18 protein-coding genes are annotated in these 16,683 nt (G+C 67.3%); 2 read left to right on the forward strand and 16 right to left on the reverse strand.

Annotated elements, in window-relative coordinates; genetic code table 11:
* Positions 1-196: 196 nt before the first annotated feature.
* From lpdA to srlA, 13 genes are all read right to left on the reverse strand, one after another.
* On the reverse strand, positions 197-1,567 hold the full coding sequence (gene lpdA, locus HUO13_RS27970) for a dihydrolipoyl dehydrogenase (RefSeq protein WP_211897984.1): 1,371 nt from the start codon (positions 1,565-1,567) through the stop codon (positions 197-199).
* Between the two features lie 35 nt (positions 1,568-1,602).
* Positions 1,603-2,604, reverse strand: coding sequence for a lipoyl synthase (lipA, locus tag HUO13_RS27975; RefSeq protein ID WP_211897985.1), 1,002 nt, complete (start codon positions 2,602-2,604; stop codon positions 1,603-1,605).
* Positions 2,605-2,745: 141 nt separating this feature from the next.
* A complete protein-coding gene (locus tag HUO13_RS27980; RefSeq protein ID WP_211897986.1) occupies positions 2,746-3,147 on the reverse strand; it encodes a hypothetical protein in 402 nt (133 codons plus the stop codon).
* An 18-nt stretch (positions 3,148-3,165) separates the two neighbouring features.
* Positions 3,166-3,891 carry an IspD/TarI family cytidylyltransferase gene (locus HUO13_RS27985; RefSeq protein ID WP_211897987.1) on the reverse strand — a complete coding sequence of 242 codons (726 nt, stop codon included), beginning with the start codon at positions 3,889-3,891 and terminating at the stop codon, positions 3,166-3,168.
* 80 nt (positions 3,892-3,971) lie between these two features.
* Positions 3,972-5,327 (reverse strand): dihydrolipoamide acetyltransferase family protein, encoded by a 1,356-nt coding sequence (locus HUO13_RS27990; RefSeq protein WP_249124123.1) that lies wholly within the window; start codon positions 5,325-5,327, stop codon positions 3,972-3,974.
* A complete protein-coding gene (locus HUO13_RS27995) occupies positions 5,219-6,256 on the reverse strand; it encodes an alpha-ketoacid dehydrogenase subunit beta (protein WP_282974875.1) in 1,038 nt (345 codons plus the stop codon). Before HUO13_RS27995 ends, HUO13_RS27990 begins: the two co-directional genes overlap by 109 nt.
* A 17-nt stretch (positions 6,257-6,273) precedes the next feature.
* The gene (locus HUO13_RS28000; RefSeq protein ID WP_211897988.1) at positions 6,274-7,245 is read right to left on the reverse strand and encodes a thiamine pyrophosphate-dependent dehydrogenase E1 component subunit alpha; all 972 of its coding nucleotides are present in this window, start codon (positions 7,243-7,245) and stop codon (positions 6,274-6,276) included.
* 11 nt (positions 7,246-7,256) lie between these two features.
* A complete protein-coding gene (locus HUO13_RS28005) occupies positions 7,257-8,594 on the reverse strand; it encodes an NAD(P)H-dependent oxidoreductase (RefSeq protein WP_211897989.1) in 1,338 nt (445 codons plus the stop codon).
* A 221-nt stretch (positions 8,595-8,815) separates the two neighbouring features.
* Complete coding sequence (gene ptsP, locus HUO13_RS28010) at positions 8,816-10,459, reverse strand: phosphoenolpyruvate--protein phosphotransferase (RefSeq protein WP_211897990.1); 1,644 nt, start codon at positions 10,457-10,459, stop codon at positions 8,816-8,818.
* A gap of 22 nt (positions 10,460-10,481) precedes the next feature.
* The gene (locus tag HUO13_RS28015) at positions 10,482-10,871 is read right to left on the reverse strand and encodes a transcriptional regulator GutM (RefSeq protein WP_211897991.1); all 390 of its coding nucleotides are present in this window, start codon (positions 10,869-10,871) and stop codon (positions 10,482-10,484) included.
* Between the two features lie 4 nt (positions 10,872-10,875).
* The gene (locus HUO13_RS28020) at positions 10,876-11,259 is read right to left on the reverse strand and encodes a PTS glucitol/sorbitol transporter subunit IIA (RefSeq protein WP_211897992.1); all 384 of its coding nucleotides are present in this window, start codon (positions 11,257-11,259) and stop codon (positions 10,876-10,878) included.
* 35 nt (positions 11,260-11,294) lie between these two features.
* Positions 11,295-12,338 (reverse strand): PTS glucitol/sorbitol transporter subunit IIB, encoded by a 1,044-nt coding sequence (srlE, locus tag HUO13_RS28025; protein ID WP_211897993.1) that lies wholly within the window; start codon positions 12,336-12,338, stop codon positions 11,295-11,297.
* 1 nt (position 12,339) lies between these two features.
* Positions 12,340-12,987 carry a PTS glucitol/sorbitol transporter subunit IIC gene (gene srlA, locus HUO13_RS28030; RefSeq protein ID WP_211897994.1) on the reverse strand — a complete coding sequence of 216 codons (648 nt, stop codon included), beginning with the start codon at positions 12,985-12,987 and terminating at the stop codon, positions 12,340-12,342.
* A gap of 225 nt (positions 12,988-13,212) precedes the next feature.
* On the opposite strand from srlA, the gene HUO13_RS28035 reads away from it, so the two are divergent.
* Complete coding sequence (locus HUO13_RS28035; protein WP_211897995.1) at positions 13,213-13,485, forward strand: HPr family phosphocarrier protein; 273 nt, start codon at positions 13,213-13,215, stop codon at positions 13,483-13,485.
* A gap of 72 nt (positions 13,486-13,557) precedes the next feature.
* Positions 13,558-14,484, forward strand: coding sequence for a sugar-binding transcriptional regulator (locus HUO13_RS28040; RefSeq protein WP_249124124.1), 927 nt, complete (start codon positions 13,558-13,560; stop codon positions 14,482-14,484).
* 36 nt (positions 14,485-14,520) lie between these two features.
* Here HUO13_RS28040 and HUO13_RS28045 read toward each other — a convergent pair whose 3' ends face one another.
* The 3 genes from HUO13_RS28045 to HUO13_RS28055 are packed head-to-tail and all read right to left on the reverse strand — an operon-like array spanning position 14,521 to position 16,683.
* Complete coding sequence (locus HUO13_RS28045) at positions 14,521-14,853, reverse strand: putative quinol monooxygenase (RefSeq protein WP_211897997.1); 333 nt, start codon at positions 14,851-14,853, stop codon at positions 14,521-14,523.
* A gap of 40 nt (positions 14,854-14,893) precedes the next feature.
* A complete protein-coding gene (locus HUO13_RS28050) occupies positions 14,894-15,919 on the reverse strand; it encodes an NAD(P)-dependent alcohol dehydrogenase (RefSeq protein WP_211897998.1) in 1,026 nt (341 codons plus the stop codon).
* A 23-nt stretch (positions 15,920-15,942) separates the two neighbouring features.
* Complete coding sequence (locus tag HUO13_RS28055) at positions 15,943-16,683, reverse strand: iron-sulfur cluster assembly protein (RefSeq protein ID WP_211897999.1); 741 nt, start codon at positions 16,681-16,683, stop codon at positions 15,943-15,945.

The raw sequence follows: 16,683 nt of genomic DNA on the forward strand, positions 1-16,683 counted from the left end.
TACGCCGCGTACGCCAACCGTTCCGGGTCATGCGTGCACTCACACCATCATTCTCCTCTACGAGATCCAACTCCGTCGCAGGTCACCACGCCCGCGCATCGACCGTCTTCGGCGGTTGATACGCGAGCCGAGGTGCCTGCGAATGGAATGGCGAACCGCGGAAAGCAACGTTTCCAGGTGCTGGATCGATGCGGTGTCAGCCGTGCACGTGCAGCGGCTTGCCGGCCAGGGCGAGGTGGGCCTCGCCGAGCGCTTCGGTCTGAGTCGGGTGGGCGTGCACCAGCGGTGCGACGTCCTCGGGCAGGGCCTCCCAGTTGTAGATGAGCTGGGCCTCGCCGATGAGCTCACCGACGCGGTCGCCGACCATGTGCAGTCCCACCACCGGGCCGTCGGTGACCCGGACCAGCTTCACCGCACCGGAGGTCTTGAGGATCTGGCTCTTGCCGTTGCCTGCCAGGTCGTAGTTGAAGGTCTCGACCGATCCGTACTGCTCCTTGGCCGCGGCCTCGGTCAGGCCGACCGAGGCGACCTCGGGGTGGCTGTAGGTGACCCGGGGGATGCCCGACTCGTCGATCGCCTGCGGGTCGAGCCCCGCGATCTCCTCGGCCACGAAGATGCCCTGCTGGAAGCCGCGGTGCGCCAGCTGCAGGCCGGGCACGATGTCGCCGACCGCGTAGACGCCGTCGACGCTGGTGCGCAGGCGCTCGTCGGTGCGCACGAAGCCGCGCTCCATGGTCACCCCGGCCTCCTCGAAGCCCAGCGCGGCGGTGTTGGGGCCGCGGCCGACGGCCACCAGCAGCAGGTCGGCGTCGTACTGGTCGCCGTTCTCCAGGCTGACCGAGACCCCCTCGGCGCTCTGCTGGGCGCCGGTGAACTTGACGCCGGTCTTGAACTTGATGCCGCGCTTGCGGAACTCGCGCTCCAGGCGCTTGGAGATGAACTCGTCCTCGTTGGGCACCAGGTGCGGCAGGGCCTCGACGATGGTGACCTCGGCGCCGAAGGAGCGCCAGACGCTGGCGAACTCCACGCCGATCACGCCGCCGCCGAGGACCACGACCTTGTCCGGGACGAAGTCCAGGTTCAGTGCCTGCTCGCTGGCGATGACCCGGCCGCCCAGCTCCAGCCCCGGCAGCGACTTGGAGTACGAGCCGGTGGCGAGCACGACGTTGCGGCCGGTGTAGCGGGTGCCGTCGACCTCGACGGTCTTGGCGTCGACCAGGGTGCCCGCACCCTCGACGACGGTGATCTTGTGCGCCTTGAACAGGCCCTGGACGCCCTTGTAGAGCTTGCTGACGACACCGTCCTTGTAGGAGTTGACGCCCGCGATGTCGATGCCCTCCAGCGAGGTCTTCACACCGAACTGGTCACCGTCGCGGGCGGAGTCGGCGACCTCCGCCGCGTGCAGCAGCGCCTTGGTGGGGATGCACCCGCGGTGCAGGCAGGTCCCACCGAGCTTGTCCTTTTCGATAAGGACGACGGACAGGCCGAGCTCGGCCGCGCGGAAAGCGCAGGCGTAGCCGCCCGAACCGCCGCCGAGAATGACCAGATCGGCGGACGTGTCGGTCATTGTTGAAACTCCTTTGTGGTCACGGAATCAAGGGTTCAGCGGGACAGCAGGCTGCTGGCTTCCTGCGCGGCGGTACCGGCCTTGGCCAGGTGCGCGAGGTTGTCCGGCAGCGGCATGCCGCGGTGCTCGGTGGCCTTGGCGTACAGGCGCCCGGCGCGGTAGCTGGAGCGCACGAGCGGCCCGGCCATCACACCGGGGAAGCCGAGCTCCTCGGCGGTGCGGGTGTGCTCGACGAACTCCTCCGGCTTGACCCAGCGCTCCACGGGGTGGTGGCGGGGGCTGGGGCGCAGGTACTGGGTGATGGTGATGATGTCGGTGCCCGCCTCGCGCAGGTCGCGCAGCGCGTCGGTGACCTCCTCGGGCGTCTCGCCCATGCCCAGGATGAGGTTGGACTTGGTCACCAGGCCGTCCTCGCGGGCCCGGGTGATGACCTCCAGCGACCGCTCGTAGCGAAACGCCGGACGGATCCGCTTGAAGATCCGCGGCACGGTCTCCACGTTGTGGGCCAGCACCTCCGGCCGGGAGCCGAAGACCTCGGCGAGCTGGCCGGGGTCGGCGTTGAAATCCGGGATCAGCAACTCCACGCCGGTGCCCGGGTTGAGCTGGTGGATCTGGCGCACCGTCTCGGCGTACAGCCAGGCGCCGCCGTCCTCGAGGTCGTCGCGCGCGACACCGGTGACCGTGGAGTAGCGCAGCCCCATCGCCTGCACCGACTCGGCGACCCGGCGCGGCTCCTCCACGTCGAGCTCGGCGGGCTTGCCGGTGTCGATCTGGCAGAAGTCGCAGCGGCGGGTGCACTGGTCACCCCCGATGAGGAAGGTGGCCTCGCGGTCCTCCCAGCACTCGAAGATGTTCGGACAGCCCGCCTCCTCGCAGACGGTGTGCAGTCCCTCCCGCTTCACCAGGCCCTTGAGCTCCTGGTACTCGGGTCCCATCCGAGCGCGGGTCTTGATCCACGATGGCTTCTTCTCGATAGGCGTCTGGCTGTTGCGCACCTCAAGACGCAACAGCTTCCGCCCCTCCGGCGCCGCAGTCACGCTGAGGACTTCCTTCCTGACTTCAATTCAGTCTTCGACTTCGAACATAACTGTTTTCAGGCCGCCGAAAAAGCACTACGAGGCGTCACAATTAATGGCACCACTGCACACATTAACCATCGAAAGCACGCAACTGTTGCCTCAGCTTTGCCTTTCGACGTCCCCACGGGGTTCGCGTGAGGCCGCGATGTTACCCCGGCTCGTTTCACCTTCGCACTGCCGTCTCGCGGCGCGACGCGTCCTGCTGTGCGCCGCGAGGTTGATCTCCCCCCACATGTCCACAGGTTTGGTGGCGAGCCCACGGACGACTGACAAGCTGTAGGCGACCGGGTGCCGACGGAACCGCCGCAGCATCCGGCGGGGCTTGGCCCGCACCCTCCGCTCGAGATCCTTCACGTACTGCCTCGAAACGTCTCGCCTGGAAGCGAAGCCACAGTTGCAGCACGTCGTGCATGCGAGGACATTGCCGGCGTAGGTCAACTCGTGGGGAGCCTCCTCGCCGCAATTCCGGCACAGCAGGCTTGCCCGCTCGATGTTGCTCATGGCCTTTCCTCCGCGCACCTAGTCGTGGCTGTTCAGTTCGGTGAGCAGTTGCTCGGCGAGGACGAGATCATCGGGGTAGGTGATCTTGATGTTGGTGCCTTCCCCTGCGATCCACTGGACGGGGAGATCGGAGAAATTCTCCATGCACGAAGCGGTATCGGTGCCGACGAATTCTTCCCGAGCAGCTTTCTCATAGGCGTCGAGGAGTGGGCGGGCGCGGAAACCCTGCGGAGTCTGCACCCGGATCAGCCCCGCGGGTGTCTGGCCCTCGAGCCGGCTTCCGTCTTCGTTGACCATGCGCAAGCTGTCATCGCGCACTCCCGGTATCGCGCCCCCGTGCTCACGCGCGGCGTGCACGACGCCGGCGATCAAGGACGGGGACGGCGCCGGCCTCGCGGCGTCGTGGATCAGGACCGTGTCGATTGTGCCGTCGTCGATCCGGGCTGCGAGGTGCCGGAGCGCGTGCAGCTCCGACTCCTGGCGGGTCTGACCACCGTGAACGATCTCGATCTCCAGGTGGTCGAGTTCGCGATCGAGCACCCACTCCACGTGCTCGTGGTCCTGGGGCCGCACGACGAGTACGAGCACACCGACCTCCGCCGGCCTGGCCATGGCCTCCATCGCCCAGGAGACGACGCGGCGCCCGGCCACCGGGAGGAAGACCTTGTTGGTCGCGCTACCCACCCGCGTGCCCGCACCACTGGCCAGCACGACTCCAGCAGCGGTCGGTGAACTCACTCTCATCGCCTCTCGGTCACGATCGTCGGGACTCCATCGTAAACGTCACACCACCCTGTGAGGAGGGACGACATTCGGTCCCCGCCTCACCGGTGCACTGGGGTCAGACCGAGCCGCTCCGGCTCGTTCAGGATCGTTTGCAGAGCCTGCAGGGCACGAGCGGCGTCGGCTCCGTCCGCGATCCGGTGATCGACGGTCAGGCCGACCGTGCACGTGGTGCGAGCCTCGACGCCGCCGAGAACCGGCACGAGACGCGGGCCGACGCTGCCCAACGACAATGCCGTTCCCTGCGGAGGCGTCAGCAGTGCGTTGAAGGAGTCGATACCCAGCCCGCCCAAGTTCGAGACGGTGGAGGATGCCGTCGCCGACATCTCCTCGACGGTGAGCTTCCCACTGCGGGCACGCTGGACCAGATCGCGGATGCGTTGGTCGAGCTCGTCGACTCCTGCCACATCAGGCTCACCGAGCACCGGTGCCAGCAAACCCCGGTCGGTGTCCACGGCAAGCGCGATCGCGACAGACTCCAGCGGCTGAACGCCCTCATCAATCCATTGCGCGTTCAACACGGGCGAGTCCCGAAGGACGCATGCGAACGCCCTGGTGAGCACAGTCGTCCACGTGCGGCGTCCCCGGTGCGGCGCCACCACCCCGAGATCGAGGTCGCGGTAGACCGTGAACTGCGGGATCGCAGCAGAGGCCGTCATCTTGCGCGCGACGGCCGCGCGCATGCTGCGGCGTTTGCTCCTGGCAGCCTCGTCGTCGACCTTGCCCGCGCTGATCGCGACCGCTGCGTCGAGCTTCGAGCCGTTCGCCGAACTGGTTCCGCCGTTGAGCGGTGCGGCCTTCGCAGCGGCCGCCCGCTCCACGTCGACCACCCGCACAGTGCCACCGGCCCCGGTGCCTTCGACGGAATTCAGCTCCACCCCGAGCTTGCGGGCGCGGATCCGGGCGAGCGGCACCGCCCGCTTCGGGGCCCCCGACGGCTGTGTCGCCACAGCAGGTGCTGGCGCAGGTGTGCTCGGGGCGTCGTCGCCCTTGCTCGTGTCGGACTCCATGTCGGGTCCGTCGAGCAGTCCTTCGAGCAGATCGTCGGCGGTGCTCGCGATGTAGGCGATCGGATCGCCGACGGCGACGACCTGGTCGGGGTCGGCGACCAACCGGGTCAGGGTGCCCTCGGTCGGTGACTCGACCTCCATGTCGACCTTGTCGGTGGCCACCTCGCAGACCACGTCGCCGACCCGCACTTCGTCGTTGATCGACTTGTGCCAGACGACGAGGGTGCCTTCCTCCATCGTCATCGACATCTTCGGCATGACAAGCGGGATTTCGCGCATCACCACTCCTCTACGAGCTTCGTGGCCGCTGCGACGATGTCGGGGGTCTGCGGCACCGCCGCCTTCTCCAACTGCGGCGCATAGGGAATCGGGACGTCCAGTCCGCACAGCCGGCGGATCGGGGCCCGCAGGGCGCCGAAGGTGTCGGATTCGGTGATCAGCGCGGCGATCTCGGCCATGAATCCTCCGGTACGCGGGGCTTCCTGGACGAGCAGTGCTCTGCCGGTCGCGGCGATGGCCTGCAGAATGGTCGTTTCGTCGAGCGGCTTGAGCGTGCGCGGATCGACAACGGTGGCCTCCACGCCCGTGTCGTGCAACTGCTCTGCCGCTTCCAGGGCGCGCGAGACCATCACTCCGGTGGCCACGATCGTGATGTCCTTGCCATCACGCCGCACGGCGGCCTGCTGGAGGGGAACCCGTGCGGCGCCTTCGGAGACCGGACCGCTCTGCTTGTAAAGCAGCTTGTGCTCCAGGACGATCACGGGGTTCGGATCGTCGATGGCGCTGAGCAGCAAACCCTTGGCGTCGGCGGGCGTGGTCGGCATGACGACCTTCAGCCCGGGGATGTGGGTAAACCAGGACTCCAGGCTCTGGGAGTGCTGCGCAGCCGCTCCGGTACCGGAGCCACCCGGCGCGCGCAGGACCATCGGCACGTGCGCCGCCCCACCGAGCATGAAGTGAATCTTGGCGGCCTGGTTGGCGATCTGGTCCATCGCCTGAGCGGTGAAGTCAGAGAACTGGATCTCGACCACCGGCCGCATGCCGGCCATGGCGGCGCCGACCGAGGCCCCCACGATCCCCAGCTCGCTGATGGGTGTGTCGCGGACCCGGTCCTCGCCGAAGCGGTGCACCAGGTCGCCGGTAACGCCGAATGCGCCACCGTAGATGCCGACATCCTCGCCGAGCAGGAAGACCTGCTCGTCGGCCTGCATGGCCTCGGCGAGAGCCTCGCGCACCGCCTCGGCGTAGGTGAGTGTGCGTTCGTCGTCAGTTCGGCTGCCGGCTTCCCTGGCCGGTGCCTGCGGGGCTGCGGTCACGATGCTTTCCTTCCGGTTCAGCTCGCGTAGACGGCCGAGGTGAGCTCGTCGGCGGTCGCGTCGGGTGCCTTGTTCGCGGTGCGCACGGCGTCGCGGACCGCGTCGCGGGCACTGGCGCGGCAGGCTTCGATCTCGGCGTCGGTGAGCGTCTTCGCGTCGGCGATGACGGACTCGAAGGCGATGATCGGGTCCCGCTCACGCCACTGGTCGATTTCCTCGCGCGTGCGGTAGAGGTTCTTGTCGCTCTTGGAATGGCCCTTCCAGCGGTATGTGACGGCTTCGATCAGCGAGGGGCCGCCTCCGTCCCGGGCGCGGTCGACGGCCGCGGACACCGCTTCGTGGACGCCCTGGACGTCGTTTCCGTCGACCGTGACACCGGGCATCCCATAGGCGGCGGCCCGGTCTGCGAGATGCTCCACGCGGAAGGCTTTGCCGACCGACATCGACATCCCGTAGTGGTTGTTCTCGCAGACGAACACCACGGGGAGGTCCCAGATGGCGGCGAGGTTGACGCCCTCGTGCCAGGCGCCTTCGTTGACCGCACCGTCGCCGAAGAAGCTGACCGCCACCGCGGGTTCAGCACGCAGCTTCGCCGCCAGACCGGCGCCCGCCGCGATGGGGACACCGCCGGCGACGATGCCGTTGGCACCGAGGTTTCCGGTGGCGACGTCGGCGATGTGCATGGAACCGCCACGCCCCCGGCAGTAACCGGTTTCCTTGGCCATCAGCTCGGCCATCATCCGGTCCAGTGCGGCGCCGCGAGCGATGCAGTGGCCGTGGCCGCGGTGTGTGGAGGTGATGTAGTCGCCGTCGACCAGCGCCTCGCAGGCGCCGGCGGGAACGGCTTCCTGCCCGATCGACAGGTGCATGGTGCCGTGCATCAGACCCCGAGCGAACAGGTCGTCCACGGCTTCTTCGAAGCGGCGGATGCTCCACATCGTCGTGAGAACCCGCTGCGCGTTCTCGACGTTGGTGACCAGGTCTTTCATCGCACTACCCTTCAGGCCGACAGAGCGGCGGTCGTGGTGGGCACAGAACCGTTGGTCTCCCACAGCTCGGCCGGTGCCCGGGCGGCCAGGAGCTTGTCCTGCAGGCGGCGCAGGTGGGCGATCGTGGTGGTTTCGTCGAGCTCCACGTCCTCGGTGGTCAGCGGGGTGCCCGCTGCGACCGGGCGCAGCACGCGGGCCCCCGCGACCAGGCCGATGGGAACGAGCTGTTCGGCGGCGGCGACCGCGGCGTCGTCGGTGACACCGTGGACGGTTTCCCCACCGATGCCGTCGATGAGCTCGTCAGCGGCGAGGTCGCGCTTGGCCACCGCGACGACTTCAGCGGTCCACGTCGCCGGTGCCAGCGACGGCGTCCGGTCCAGAACGGCCTCGGCCACGCTCAACGGCGCTTCCACGCTCGCGAGGTGGTACGGCCGGTAGAACGCGTAATAGGGCCCCTCCCCCATCGACAGGTACTCCAGCTCGGCGGTGACCACCTCGTCCGGGCAGTACCCGATGACGAACACCCCGGGCGCCACCGGGCCCGTGCAGTAGTCGACCACACCCGAGTGCTTCAAAACGCCGCCGTCGCTCTGCGGCTTGAAGACCTTGGCCAGTCCTTCCACTGTCGAATGTGGACCCGTCATACCCCGCTGCGGCACGCGTAGACCGGTCGCATTGGCCAAGGCCGCCATTTCGATCATCGTTTTGGACCCGTCGACGAAGCTCGCCAACATCTTCGGGTTCATGTGCTTGGCCGCCGCCTGGACCGAGACCGAGTCGGGCGTCGCGGCGGGATTGAGCGGGTTGTTCTTGCCCTTGCCCGCGCACACGATCTCGAGCCCGAGATCGCGCACGTAGTCGACAAGCACCCGGCACTCAGAGGGCTCGTCGCCGCGACAGACCGTGTAGACACGGCCCATCTGCTGCGCCAGCGTCGAGAGCACGTATCCCACGGTGACGTCGCATTCGACGTTGAGCAGGGCGATGTCCTTGCCCGCCAGCAGACCGTTGAAGGCCACCGCTGCACCGACGTCGGGAACACCACTGGCGTCCACGATGATGTCGATGGGCAGGTCGACGAGATCGAGCGCGTCGGACACCACGACCGACCCACCGTCCTGCACGACCTGACCGGACGGGCCGGAGACCACGTCCTCGTATCCGGCGCGCCGGAGGGCGTCGAAGCCCCGCTGGGGCTGCACATCGGCGATCGCCGACATGTGCATCCCAGGGATCCGACTGACCTGCACGACGAAGCCGAGGCCCATCTGGCCGGCCCCCACCAGGCCGACCCGCACCGGGCGACCCAACTCCCGCTCTCGCCTCTTCAGACGTCCGACGTAGCTCATTGCCCGGTCCTCCCTGCCGCCCGTGACGCAAACCGGGCGGACGCATTTGCACATTTGTGTAAACGTACGCACTTTAGTGACTATGTAACTTGATAGCACGCTGCCCCCGCTAAGACAAGGGCTTTCGAGAAGTCCGCACGCACGGCCATTGCCGCCGTTTCCGGATAACGTTCATCGGCTGACAGCGGATTCGATGTCAGCTCAAAACAATTGTGTTTTTCCTATTCCGAAGCGATCTCCTGCGACACCGCAGCTCTCGCGGTCTCCGGCGTCGCGGCGATCAAGGCCCGCTTGGCGAGTTGACCGCACTCCGGCGCGGTCATGCGCGACAGCGCCCGACCGACCGCGGGCAGTGCCCTCGGGGTCATCGACAAGCTGGTCGCACCCAGTCCGACCAGCACAGGCGCCAGGATCGGGTCGGCCGCAGCCTCACCACACACACCGACCGGCTTCCCGCGTCGCCGGCCGGCTTCACCCACCGTTGCGATCAGTTCCAACAAGGCCGGCTGCCACGGATCGTTGAGTTCGGCCAGACCGCCGGACATCCTGTCGGCGGCGAACGTGTACTGCGCGAGATCGTTCGTTCCGATGCTGGCGAAATCCACGTGTTCCAGGATCCGATCAGCCTGCAAAGCCGCCGCCGGGACTTCGATCATCACACCTACCTTGCGGATTCCACGTTCCCGTGCCTTCGCGGAAAACCATTCCGCTTCAGTCGGCGTGGAGACCATCGGGGCCATGACCCAGACTTCCACCTCACTTCGCTCCTGAGCGTCCGCGATCGCCTGAAGCTGCACGTCCAGCAATTCGGGTTGCGCCACACTCACCCGAAGCCCTCGTACGCCGAGGGCGGGATTGGGGCTGGTGTCCTCGCGCACGAAGGCCAGCGGCTTGTCCGAGCCGGCGTCCAACGTTCGGATGACCACGCGCCCGCCGGTGAAGGCCTTCAGCACCTCCTCGTACACATGGCGTTGCTGTTCGGCATCGGGCGCACTCGTGCGGCCGTCGAACAGGAACTCGGTGCGCAACAGCCCCACCCCCGGTGCCCGGACATCCCGCGCGGTGGGGACCCCTGAGGGCTCTCCCAGGTTTGCCAGCAGCCCGATCGGGGTGCCGTCCGACAAGGTGCCCGCATAATCCAAGTGCTTCGGGCGAGCGCGCGGATTGGTCATCACCACCGACGAGTCGTCGGTGATCGTGACCTGCCCGCTGCCGCCGTCGAGAATGAGGCAGTTCCCGTCGGCCACTCCGTCGAGATCCCGGCACGCGACGACCGCCGGAATTCCCAGCGAGCGAGCCAGAATCGCGGTGTGGCTGGTGGGCCCGCCCTCGCGGGTGACGAAGCCCAGCACGAGATCGGCGTCGAGCGTGGCCGTGTCGGCGGGGGCGAGATCGTCGGCCACGAGGATCGACGGGGCGGCGAGCTCCGGAACACCCGGCAGCGGAACCCCGGTCAGATCCGAGATCAGACGGTCGCGGATGTCGCGCACGTCCGCCACGCGTTCGGCGAAGTAACCGCCGCTGGCTTCCAACGCCGCGCAGAACTCCTCCGCGGCCTCCCACACCGCACGTTCGGCTCGCAAGCCGCTGTCGACGCGTTCCCTCGCCTTGGTGCGCAACGTCGGATCCTTGGCCATGAGCACGGCGGTGGTCAGCACCTCGGCAGCGCTTCCCTCGGCGCGCTCAGCGCGGTTCTCGATCTCCGCGGCCACGCGTTCGGTCGCCGAATCGAGCCGGACCGCCTCGGAAGCCGGATCAGCACCGCCCTCTACAACTGGGGCGACCGCCTTTCCGGACACCACGACCACAGCTGGTCCCTGAGCGCTGCCCGCGCTGACACCCACACCCTGTACACGCTTTTCCATGACGTCCTTCCTGATGTCGAGGTCAATGCGGGACGGGCTTCGACGACACCCGCAACTGCGAGTAGCGCTCAATGGCGTCCTCGGTCGCGCGCCGGACCGCCCTGCTCGGCGCTCTGCCGCCGGCGCCGGCCAGCGGCCCGATCAATTGCGGCAACTCGTGGAAGCGCGCGAACACCGAGGCTCCCGCCATCCCCACCGCCCGATGGACGAGGCTGGAGCGACGGTCGATGACGAGCAGGACGATGGCGCCGCGCACCTTTCCCTTGGCTCGGCCGCTGACCAGAATCCGGCCGTCCTGCCGTTCCTGTGTGACGAGCGTGTTGACCTTTTGCTGGTAAGCACGCTGCTGCACCCAGGCCAGGCCCGTCGACACGACGATCATCACGGCAACACCGATGAGAGCCCAGGACATGGCGTCACACCTTCGCTGCGACGGCCTGGAGTACCAGCCGCGCCCCTGCTTCCACGGCGCCGATCTCACCTCGACCGTGCACCGCCCCGGGTAGCAACTTCGTGTCCGAATCCGGGTTGAGGTGGATGACGACATGCCCCAATGTGCGGAGGTTCTCCGTGGCGCGCTCACCGACCTCGGTCAGTTCGACGCGCTGGTCGCCGAGCCACAGGGTGTCTCCGGCGCGCAACTCGTTCACCAGCGGCGTGCTCGGGGAGTGCACGACGCTGACGCTTTCGAGGGCATCGGGAATGGGGTCGGCGTAGAGGATCAGTACGCCGCCCGCGATCAAGTCGGCGGCCTCCTCGCCGACTCGCAGAATCGTGCTTTCGTAGTAGTCGTTGCCCATGTCGGTGTCCTGCCTTTCAGAGAAGTGATGGTCTTTCACAGCCCGAAGCTCGCCGCCCACGCGATGATCACCGCGGCCGGTGCGGTGATCATTCGGCTGATCAGCACGGCAGGCGTTCCCACCGCGACGGTCTCGGACTTGGCCTCACCCAGCGCGAGGCCGACTGGGACGAAGTCGCATCCCGCCTGGCCGTTGATGGCGAACAGGGTGGGCAGGGCGTACTGGACGGGGATCGCGCCGATCGCGATCTGGCTGCCCATGAGCGTCCCGATTACCTGCGCGATCGCGGCGCCAGGGCCGAGGACTGGTGACAGGAACGGCAACGCCGTCACGGCGCCGATGGCCACCAGGCCGACCGGGTTGGTGGCCACCGGTGCCAGGACCTGGCCGACGGCGTGGGCCACGCCGGTGTAGTGCACGAAGCCCAGCAGGAGGCTGACGTAGGCCATGAACGGAAGGATGGTCTGCAACACCAGCGTGATCGTTTGCCGCCCTGCCGCGATGAGGGTGTTGATCGCGGCCCCGACTCCGGTGCTGAAGGAGACGAACACTCCAGTTCCGGCATTTAGCCATCCCCGCCGGGATCCCTTGTCCGCGCTGTCCATGGGGCTTGCCGGAGACGGCGGTGTGGCCTTCGCCTGCTCCGCAGAGCGATCCGGAACCGGCTCTTCCGGCGTGGAGTCGCCGTCCGCGTCGCACGGCACGATCTCGTTGAGCCCCACCGCTGACACGAACACGTCCTCGGTGATGAACTGGGCGAGCGGGCCGCTGGGTCCGCCCGGATACACGTCGACAGTGGGGATCTTCTTGCGGGGATAGATCCCGATGCGCGCGGTACCGCCGCAATTGATCACCGCGCACAGCACTTCGTCGTCGGGCACGTTCTCGGTGAACGCATCCACCGGCTCGGCGCCCGTGAGCTCGGCGATGCGTGCGGCGACGGGGTGGATTCCGCCGCCTGTGACGGAGAGGACCTTGTTGCGCGTTTCGGTGGGTCGCAGGACCCATCCGGTGCCCCAGCCGGCAGAGCCCGGCCGGACCGACACTGCCGCGTGCTTGCGGTTCTCCTGAGTCGTCATGTCAGTGCTCCTTGGCGAGTCCGGCGACGGGGGCACTGCTGAACTCCTCATCAAAGCGGCGGAATTCCTCGGTCCGACCGGTTCGCTTGATCATGATCTGGGTGATGATCTCGGTGACGATCCCCCGCAGCAGGATCACTGCGATGCCCACGAGCAGGTACCGCAGACCCAGCGGGACCGTGGAGACCCCGAGCTTCTGGACGCCGCTGGCAACCCCCAGCCACACGAAGAGCTCGCTCGCGTTGGCGTACGGGAAGAACGGGGTGACCGGGTGCACGAAGGACACGGTCGAGTCGTAGAAGGCGGGCTTGTAGCGTTCTGGCAGAAACCGCCCGAACGAAAAACAGATGGGGTTGGTCAGCATCAGCACGGAGACGATGGGCATGACCGTGTAGCGGGTGAACCGCCACCGTGCCGACCACCTCACCGCCCTGGTCACCCGCTGTTCGCCGATCGCGCTGGTCAGCGCGTACATCGCGGTCAGCAGGACGATCAACGTGGGCAGGATGCCGGTGACGAGGTCGGTGAACTGCCTCCCGGCCTCTTCGAACAGGCCGATGAAGTGCGTCCCCAACCACTCGAACACCGCCAGCGGGCCGCCGCCTCCGCTCGACCCTGGTTCCGCCGCAGCGGCAGTCAGAGCATTCATGCGCGTTCTCCTCGATCAGCATTTCTGGATCGCGATTCGCACCGACCTGGTCGCGGCAGGTAAGCCGAGTCGGGGGGTGCGAGTGCAGTGCGCCGCTGTTCAGCGACTCATATGCACCTATGTGCAGAAGGTGTTCACATTTGCAGTGATGTGTGTAACATGCTCGTCCAAGCAGGGCAATACCCCGCAACCAGACGAACGCAAGACGACCTACAGGAGAGTTTCGTGCAAGAACAGCGCGTCACCATCGCTTCGACCGTCGGCCTTCACGCCCGTCCGGCCGCAGCCTTCGTGCAGGCCGCGAGCCAGCACCCGTGCGAGGTGCGGATCGGCCGCCCAGACGGCGAGCTCGCCGACGCCAAGAGCATCCTCGCCGTACTCGGCCTGGCGCTGGCGCACGGCGAGGAAGCCGTAGTGCGGACCGACGGCGAAGGCGACGATGCGGCGCTCACGGCGCTGACTGCTGCGCTGTCGGTGGATCACGACGCCGTACATTGACCTGACGCAGGCCACACCCACGCCCGAGAGGAAACCGGACCAGTGCCGCCACCACGTGATCAAGAACTTCTCGTGAAGGCTGCCCGGATGTACTACGAGGAGAACCGCTCGCAGCAGGAAATCGGGCGGGCGCTCGGTCTGAGCAGATCGAACGTGTCGCGGGTCCTTGCGGCAGCGCACGACCGGGGGATCGTCGAGATCCGCATCCACGATCCCAGCGGCCGCGACCTCGAGTTGGAGCGGCAGCTCAAGGACGCCTTCGGGCTCCACGACTGCCGCGTCTCAGACGTCCACGGGAACGGCCCGCACCTGCAGAAGACCGGCGACCTCGGAGCCCGATGGCTGGTCGAGAACCTCCGGCCCGGCCACCGGATCGGGTTGTCCTGGGGGCGGAGCTTGCAGGCAGTCGTGCGATCCGTGCCCGAGCAGGGCGGCCTCGACGTCGAGGTCGTCCCTCTGGTCGGCGGCCTGTCGTCCGTGGATTCCGAGATCACCGGTGAGGAGCTCGTGCGGGAGCTGGCGCGCCGTCTGGGCGGACGTTTCCAGCGATTGCACGCCCCGGCCCTGGTCACCTCGAAGGCAGGTCGTGACGTGCTGCTGGCCGAGCCCTCGATCGAATCCACGCTCAGCGCTGCGAGCGAATGCTCGATGGCCATCGTGGGCATCGGCAGCCGTGACGTCGGTTCGTCCGCAGCGATCATCGAGTCGATGCAGCTCACCGAGGAAGAGTTCGAGCAGTTCACTGCGGCGAATCCCGCGGGTGACATCTGCGCCCGTTACTTCGACGACAAAGGACGCGCGATCACCGGCCCGACCGCGGACCGGGTTCTTGCCGTATCCCTCGACGATCTGGCCGCGATTCCCGTCGTCGTCGGGGTCGCCGCGGGCACGGACAAGACGCGCGGCGTCCTCGGCGCACTGCGCAGCGGAGTCCTGAACGTCCTCGTCTGCGACAGTTCTCTCGCCCACGCCGTGCTGCACCGCACCAACAACGCGTGACGGGGCCGGAGACACTCCGGCCCCGTCCACTTGCTCTCAGCTCTGCGGTTGCACCGCCATTTCCCCCAACGACGACCAGTCGTCCTGCGGGAGTGTCGTGTTGATGACCTGCGGCGTCTCGGCGAGGTAGTGCGGCCAGCTCCGCTGCGCGGTCCTGAAGTGCTCGGAGTGGACGTGCGCGCTACCCGCCTCGCCATCCCGGAACGCCTCGACGACGACGTACTCGTTCGGATTCTCGACGCTGCGGGACCAGTCGAACCACAAGCATCCCGGTTCACTGCGGGTCGCTTCGGTGAACGCGGCTGCGATCCCGGGCCACTGATCCGCGTGTTCGGATTTCACCTGGAACTTGGCGACAATGAAGATCATGCGTGTCCTTCGCGTGTCTGGACTGCTGGTGCGGTGGGGATCACGGGACGAGAATCGCGCGACCGCGGATGCGTCCGGCGTCGAGGTCGTCCAGGGCGTCCTGGAACCGCTCGAGCGGGTACTTGGCGGTATGCAGCTGAACGTGTCCCCGTGCGGCCAGGACCATCAGCTCGCACAGGTCGTTGTAGGAGCCGACCAGGTTGCCGATGAGGTTGATCTCGGTGGAGATGATGTCGATGGTCGGAACGTTGATGTTCTCGCCGTAGCCGACCACGTGGTAGTCGCCGGCGCGGCGCAGCATGGCGACGCCGTCCGCGGTGGCGCCGCCCTCACCGACGAAGTCGATGACGACCTCCGCTCCGTGCCCACCGGTCAGCTCGAGCACTTCCTCGACCTGACCGCCCTCGGCGACCACCCCGTGGTCGGCTCCGATGGCCACGGCCAGCTTCACAGCGTCGGGGTTGCGGTCGACGACGATGAGTTCCGCGGCTGTGGTGGCTTTCAGGACCTGGATACCGATGTGCCCGAGCCCGCCCGCGCCGATCACGGCGCAGCGGTCGCCCGGCCGGAGGCCGCGTGCCGCCTTCGCCGCAGCGTGGTACGCGGTCAAGCCTGCATCAGCGAGGGCGGCCACGTCGGAGGGTTCGAGGGAGTCGTCGATCCGCACGACGCTGCGAGCGGAGGTCTTGAGGTACTCCGCATAGCCACCGGCCGTGTCGATACCGGGGAACGACGACTGTTCGCAGTGCACATCGTCGCCGAACCTGCAGGCCCGGCAGAGACCGCACGTGATCAGCGGATGCACGATCACCTTGTCGCCCTCAGCGACGTTGGTGACCGCGCTTCCGACCGCGTGCACCCATCCCGCGTTCTCATGGCCGATCGTGTACGGCAGGGTCACGCCGGATTTCTCCGCCCACTGGCCTTCGAGGATGTGGAGGTCGGTGCGGCACACACCGGCTCCGCCGATCTTGACGATCACGTCGTACGGGCTGGTGATCTTCGGGGTTGGCACGTCCGCCATGCGAAGCGGTTCGCCATAGCCCACCACCTGGGCTGCCTTCATGCCGTGTTCTCCTTCGGTGCTCATCAGGCTGGTAGTTGCCAGGACGGTTCGTCCGCTCGCGGCGACTGGTCCGCGGCGGCGTCGGAATAGCGGGTGCGCAGCAGGGCTCGGCAGAAGTGCGCATTGCCGTCGATCGAGATCCGCACCGAGCGGGCGAAGCGCAGCCGGACCGGAATCTCGTCGCGCGGATACGGTCGGCCTTGGTCGTCCACGAGAACCTTGGCCGACGGTTCGACGTCCAGACCGAGAGCCTGCCGTCGCCGCAGAAGCGCGTCAGCGTTCGGCGAGTCAGCAAGATCGGCCAAGGTCACGTCGTGGAGGTCTTCCTCGGCCAGCGTCGGCTCGTCCCGGAGCAAGCCGGTCAGCGCTCTCTCCATCGCCGCGGTGTGCGCCTTGCGGCGGAACACCAATCGCAGCTCGTCGAGTCCTTCCTCAGCCTCGTCCCCGAACGTTCCTCGATAACCCGCATCCGCGGCCAGCCCGCGGTTGATCACCTCCGAGTCGTGGTGATCGTCGAGGACCACCACGACTTCCCGCGCCTGCGGAAGCTCCGACAGCACGTCCTTGGCATCGGAGGCCATCAGGTAGGCGAAGTTGGGCGAGCAGAAGGAGGTCGGCAAGCGGAGGTGGACAGTGATGTCACCTTGGTCCGAGACCTCCAGGGAACGGACGAAACCGAGGTCTGTGATGGGTTCGTCCAGTTCTGGGTCGAGCACACGATCCAGTGCCGCACGTGCGGCTCGTTCCAGCTCTGCGGTGGGCAT

It is taken from the genome of Saccharopolyspora erythraea (assembly GCF_018141105.1).
Classification (GTDB): Bacteria; Actinomycetota; Actinomycetes; order Mycobacteriales; family Pseudonocardiaceae; genus Saccharopolyspora_D; species Saccharopolyspora_D erythraea_A.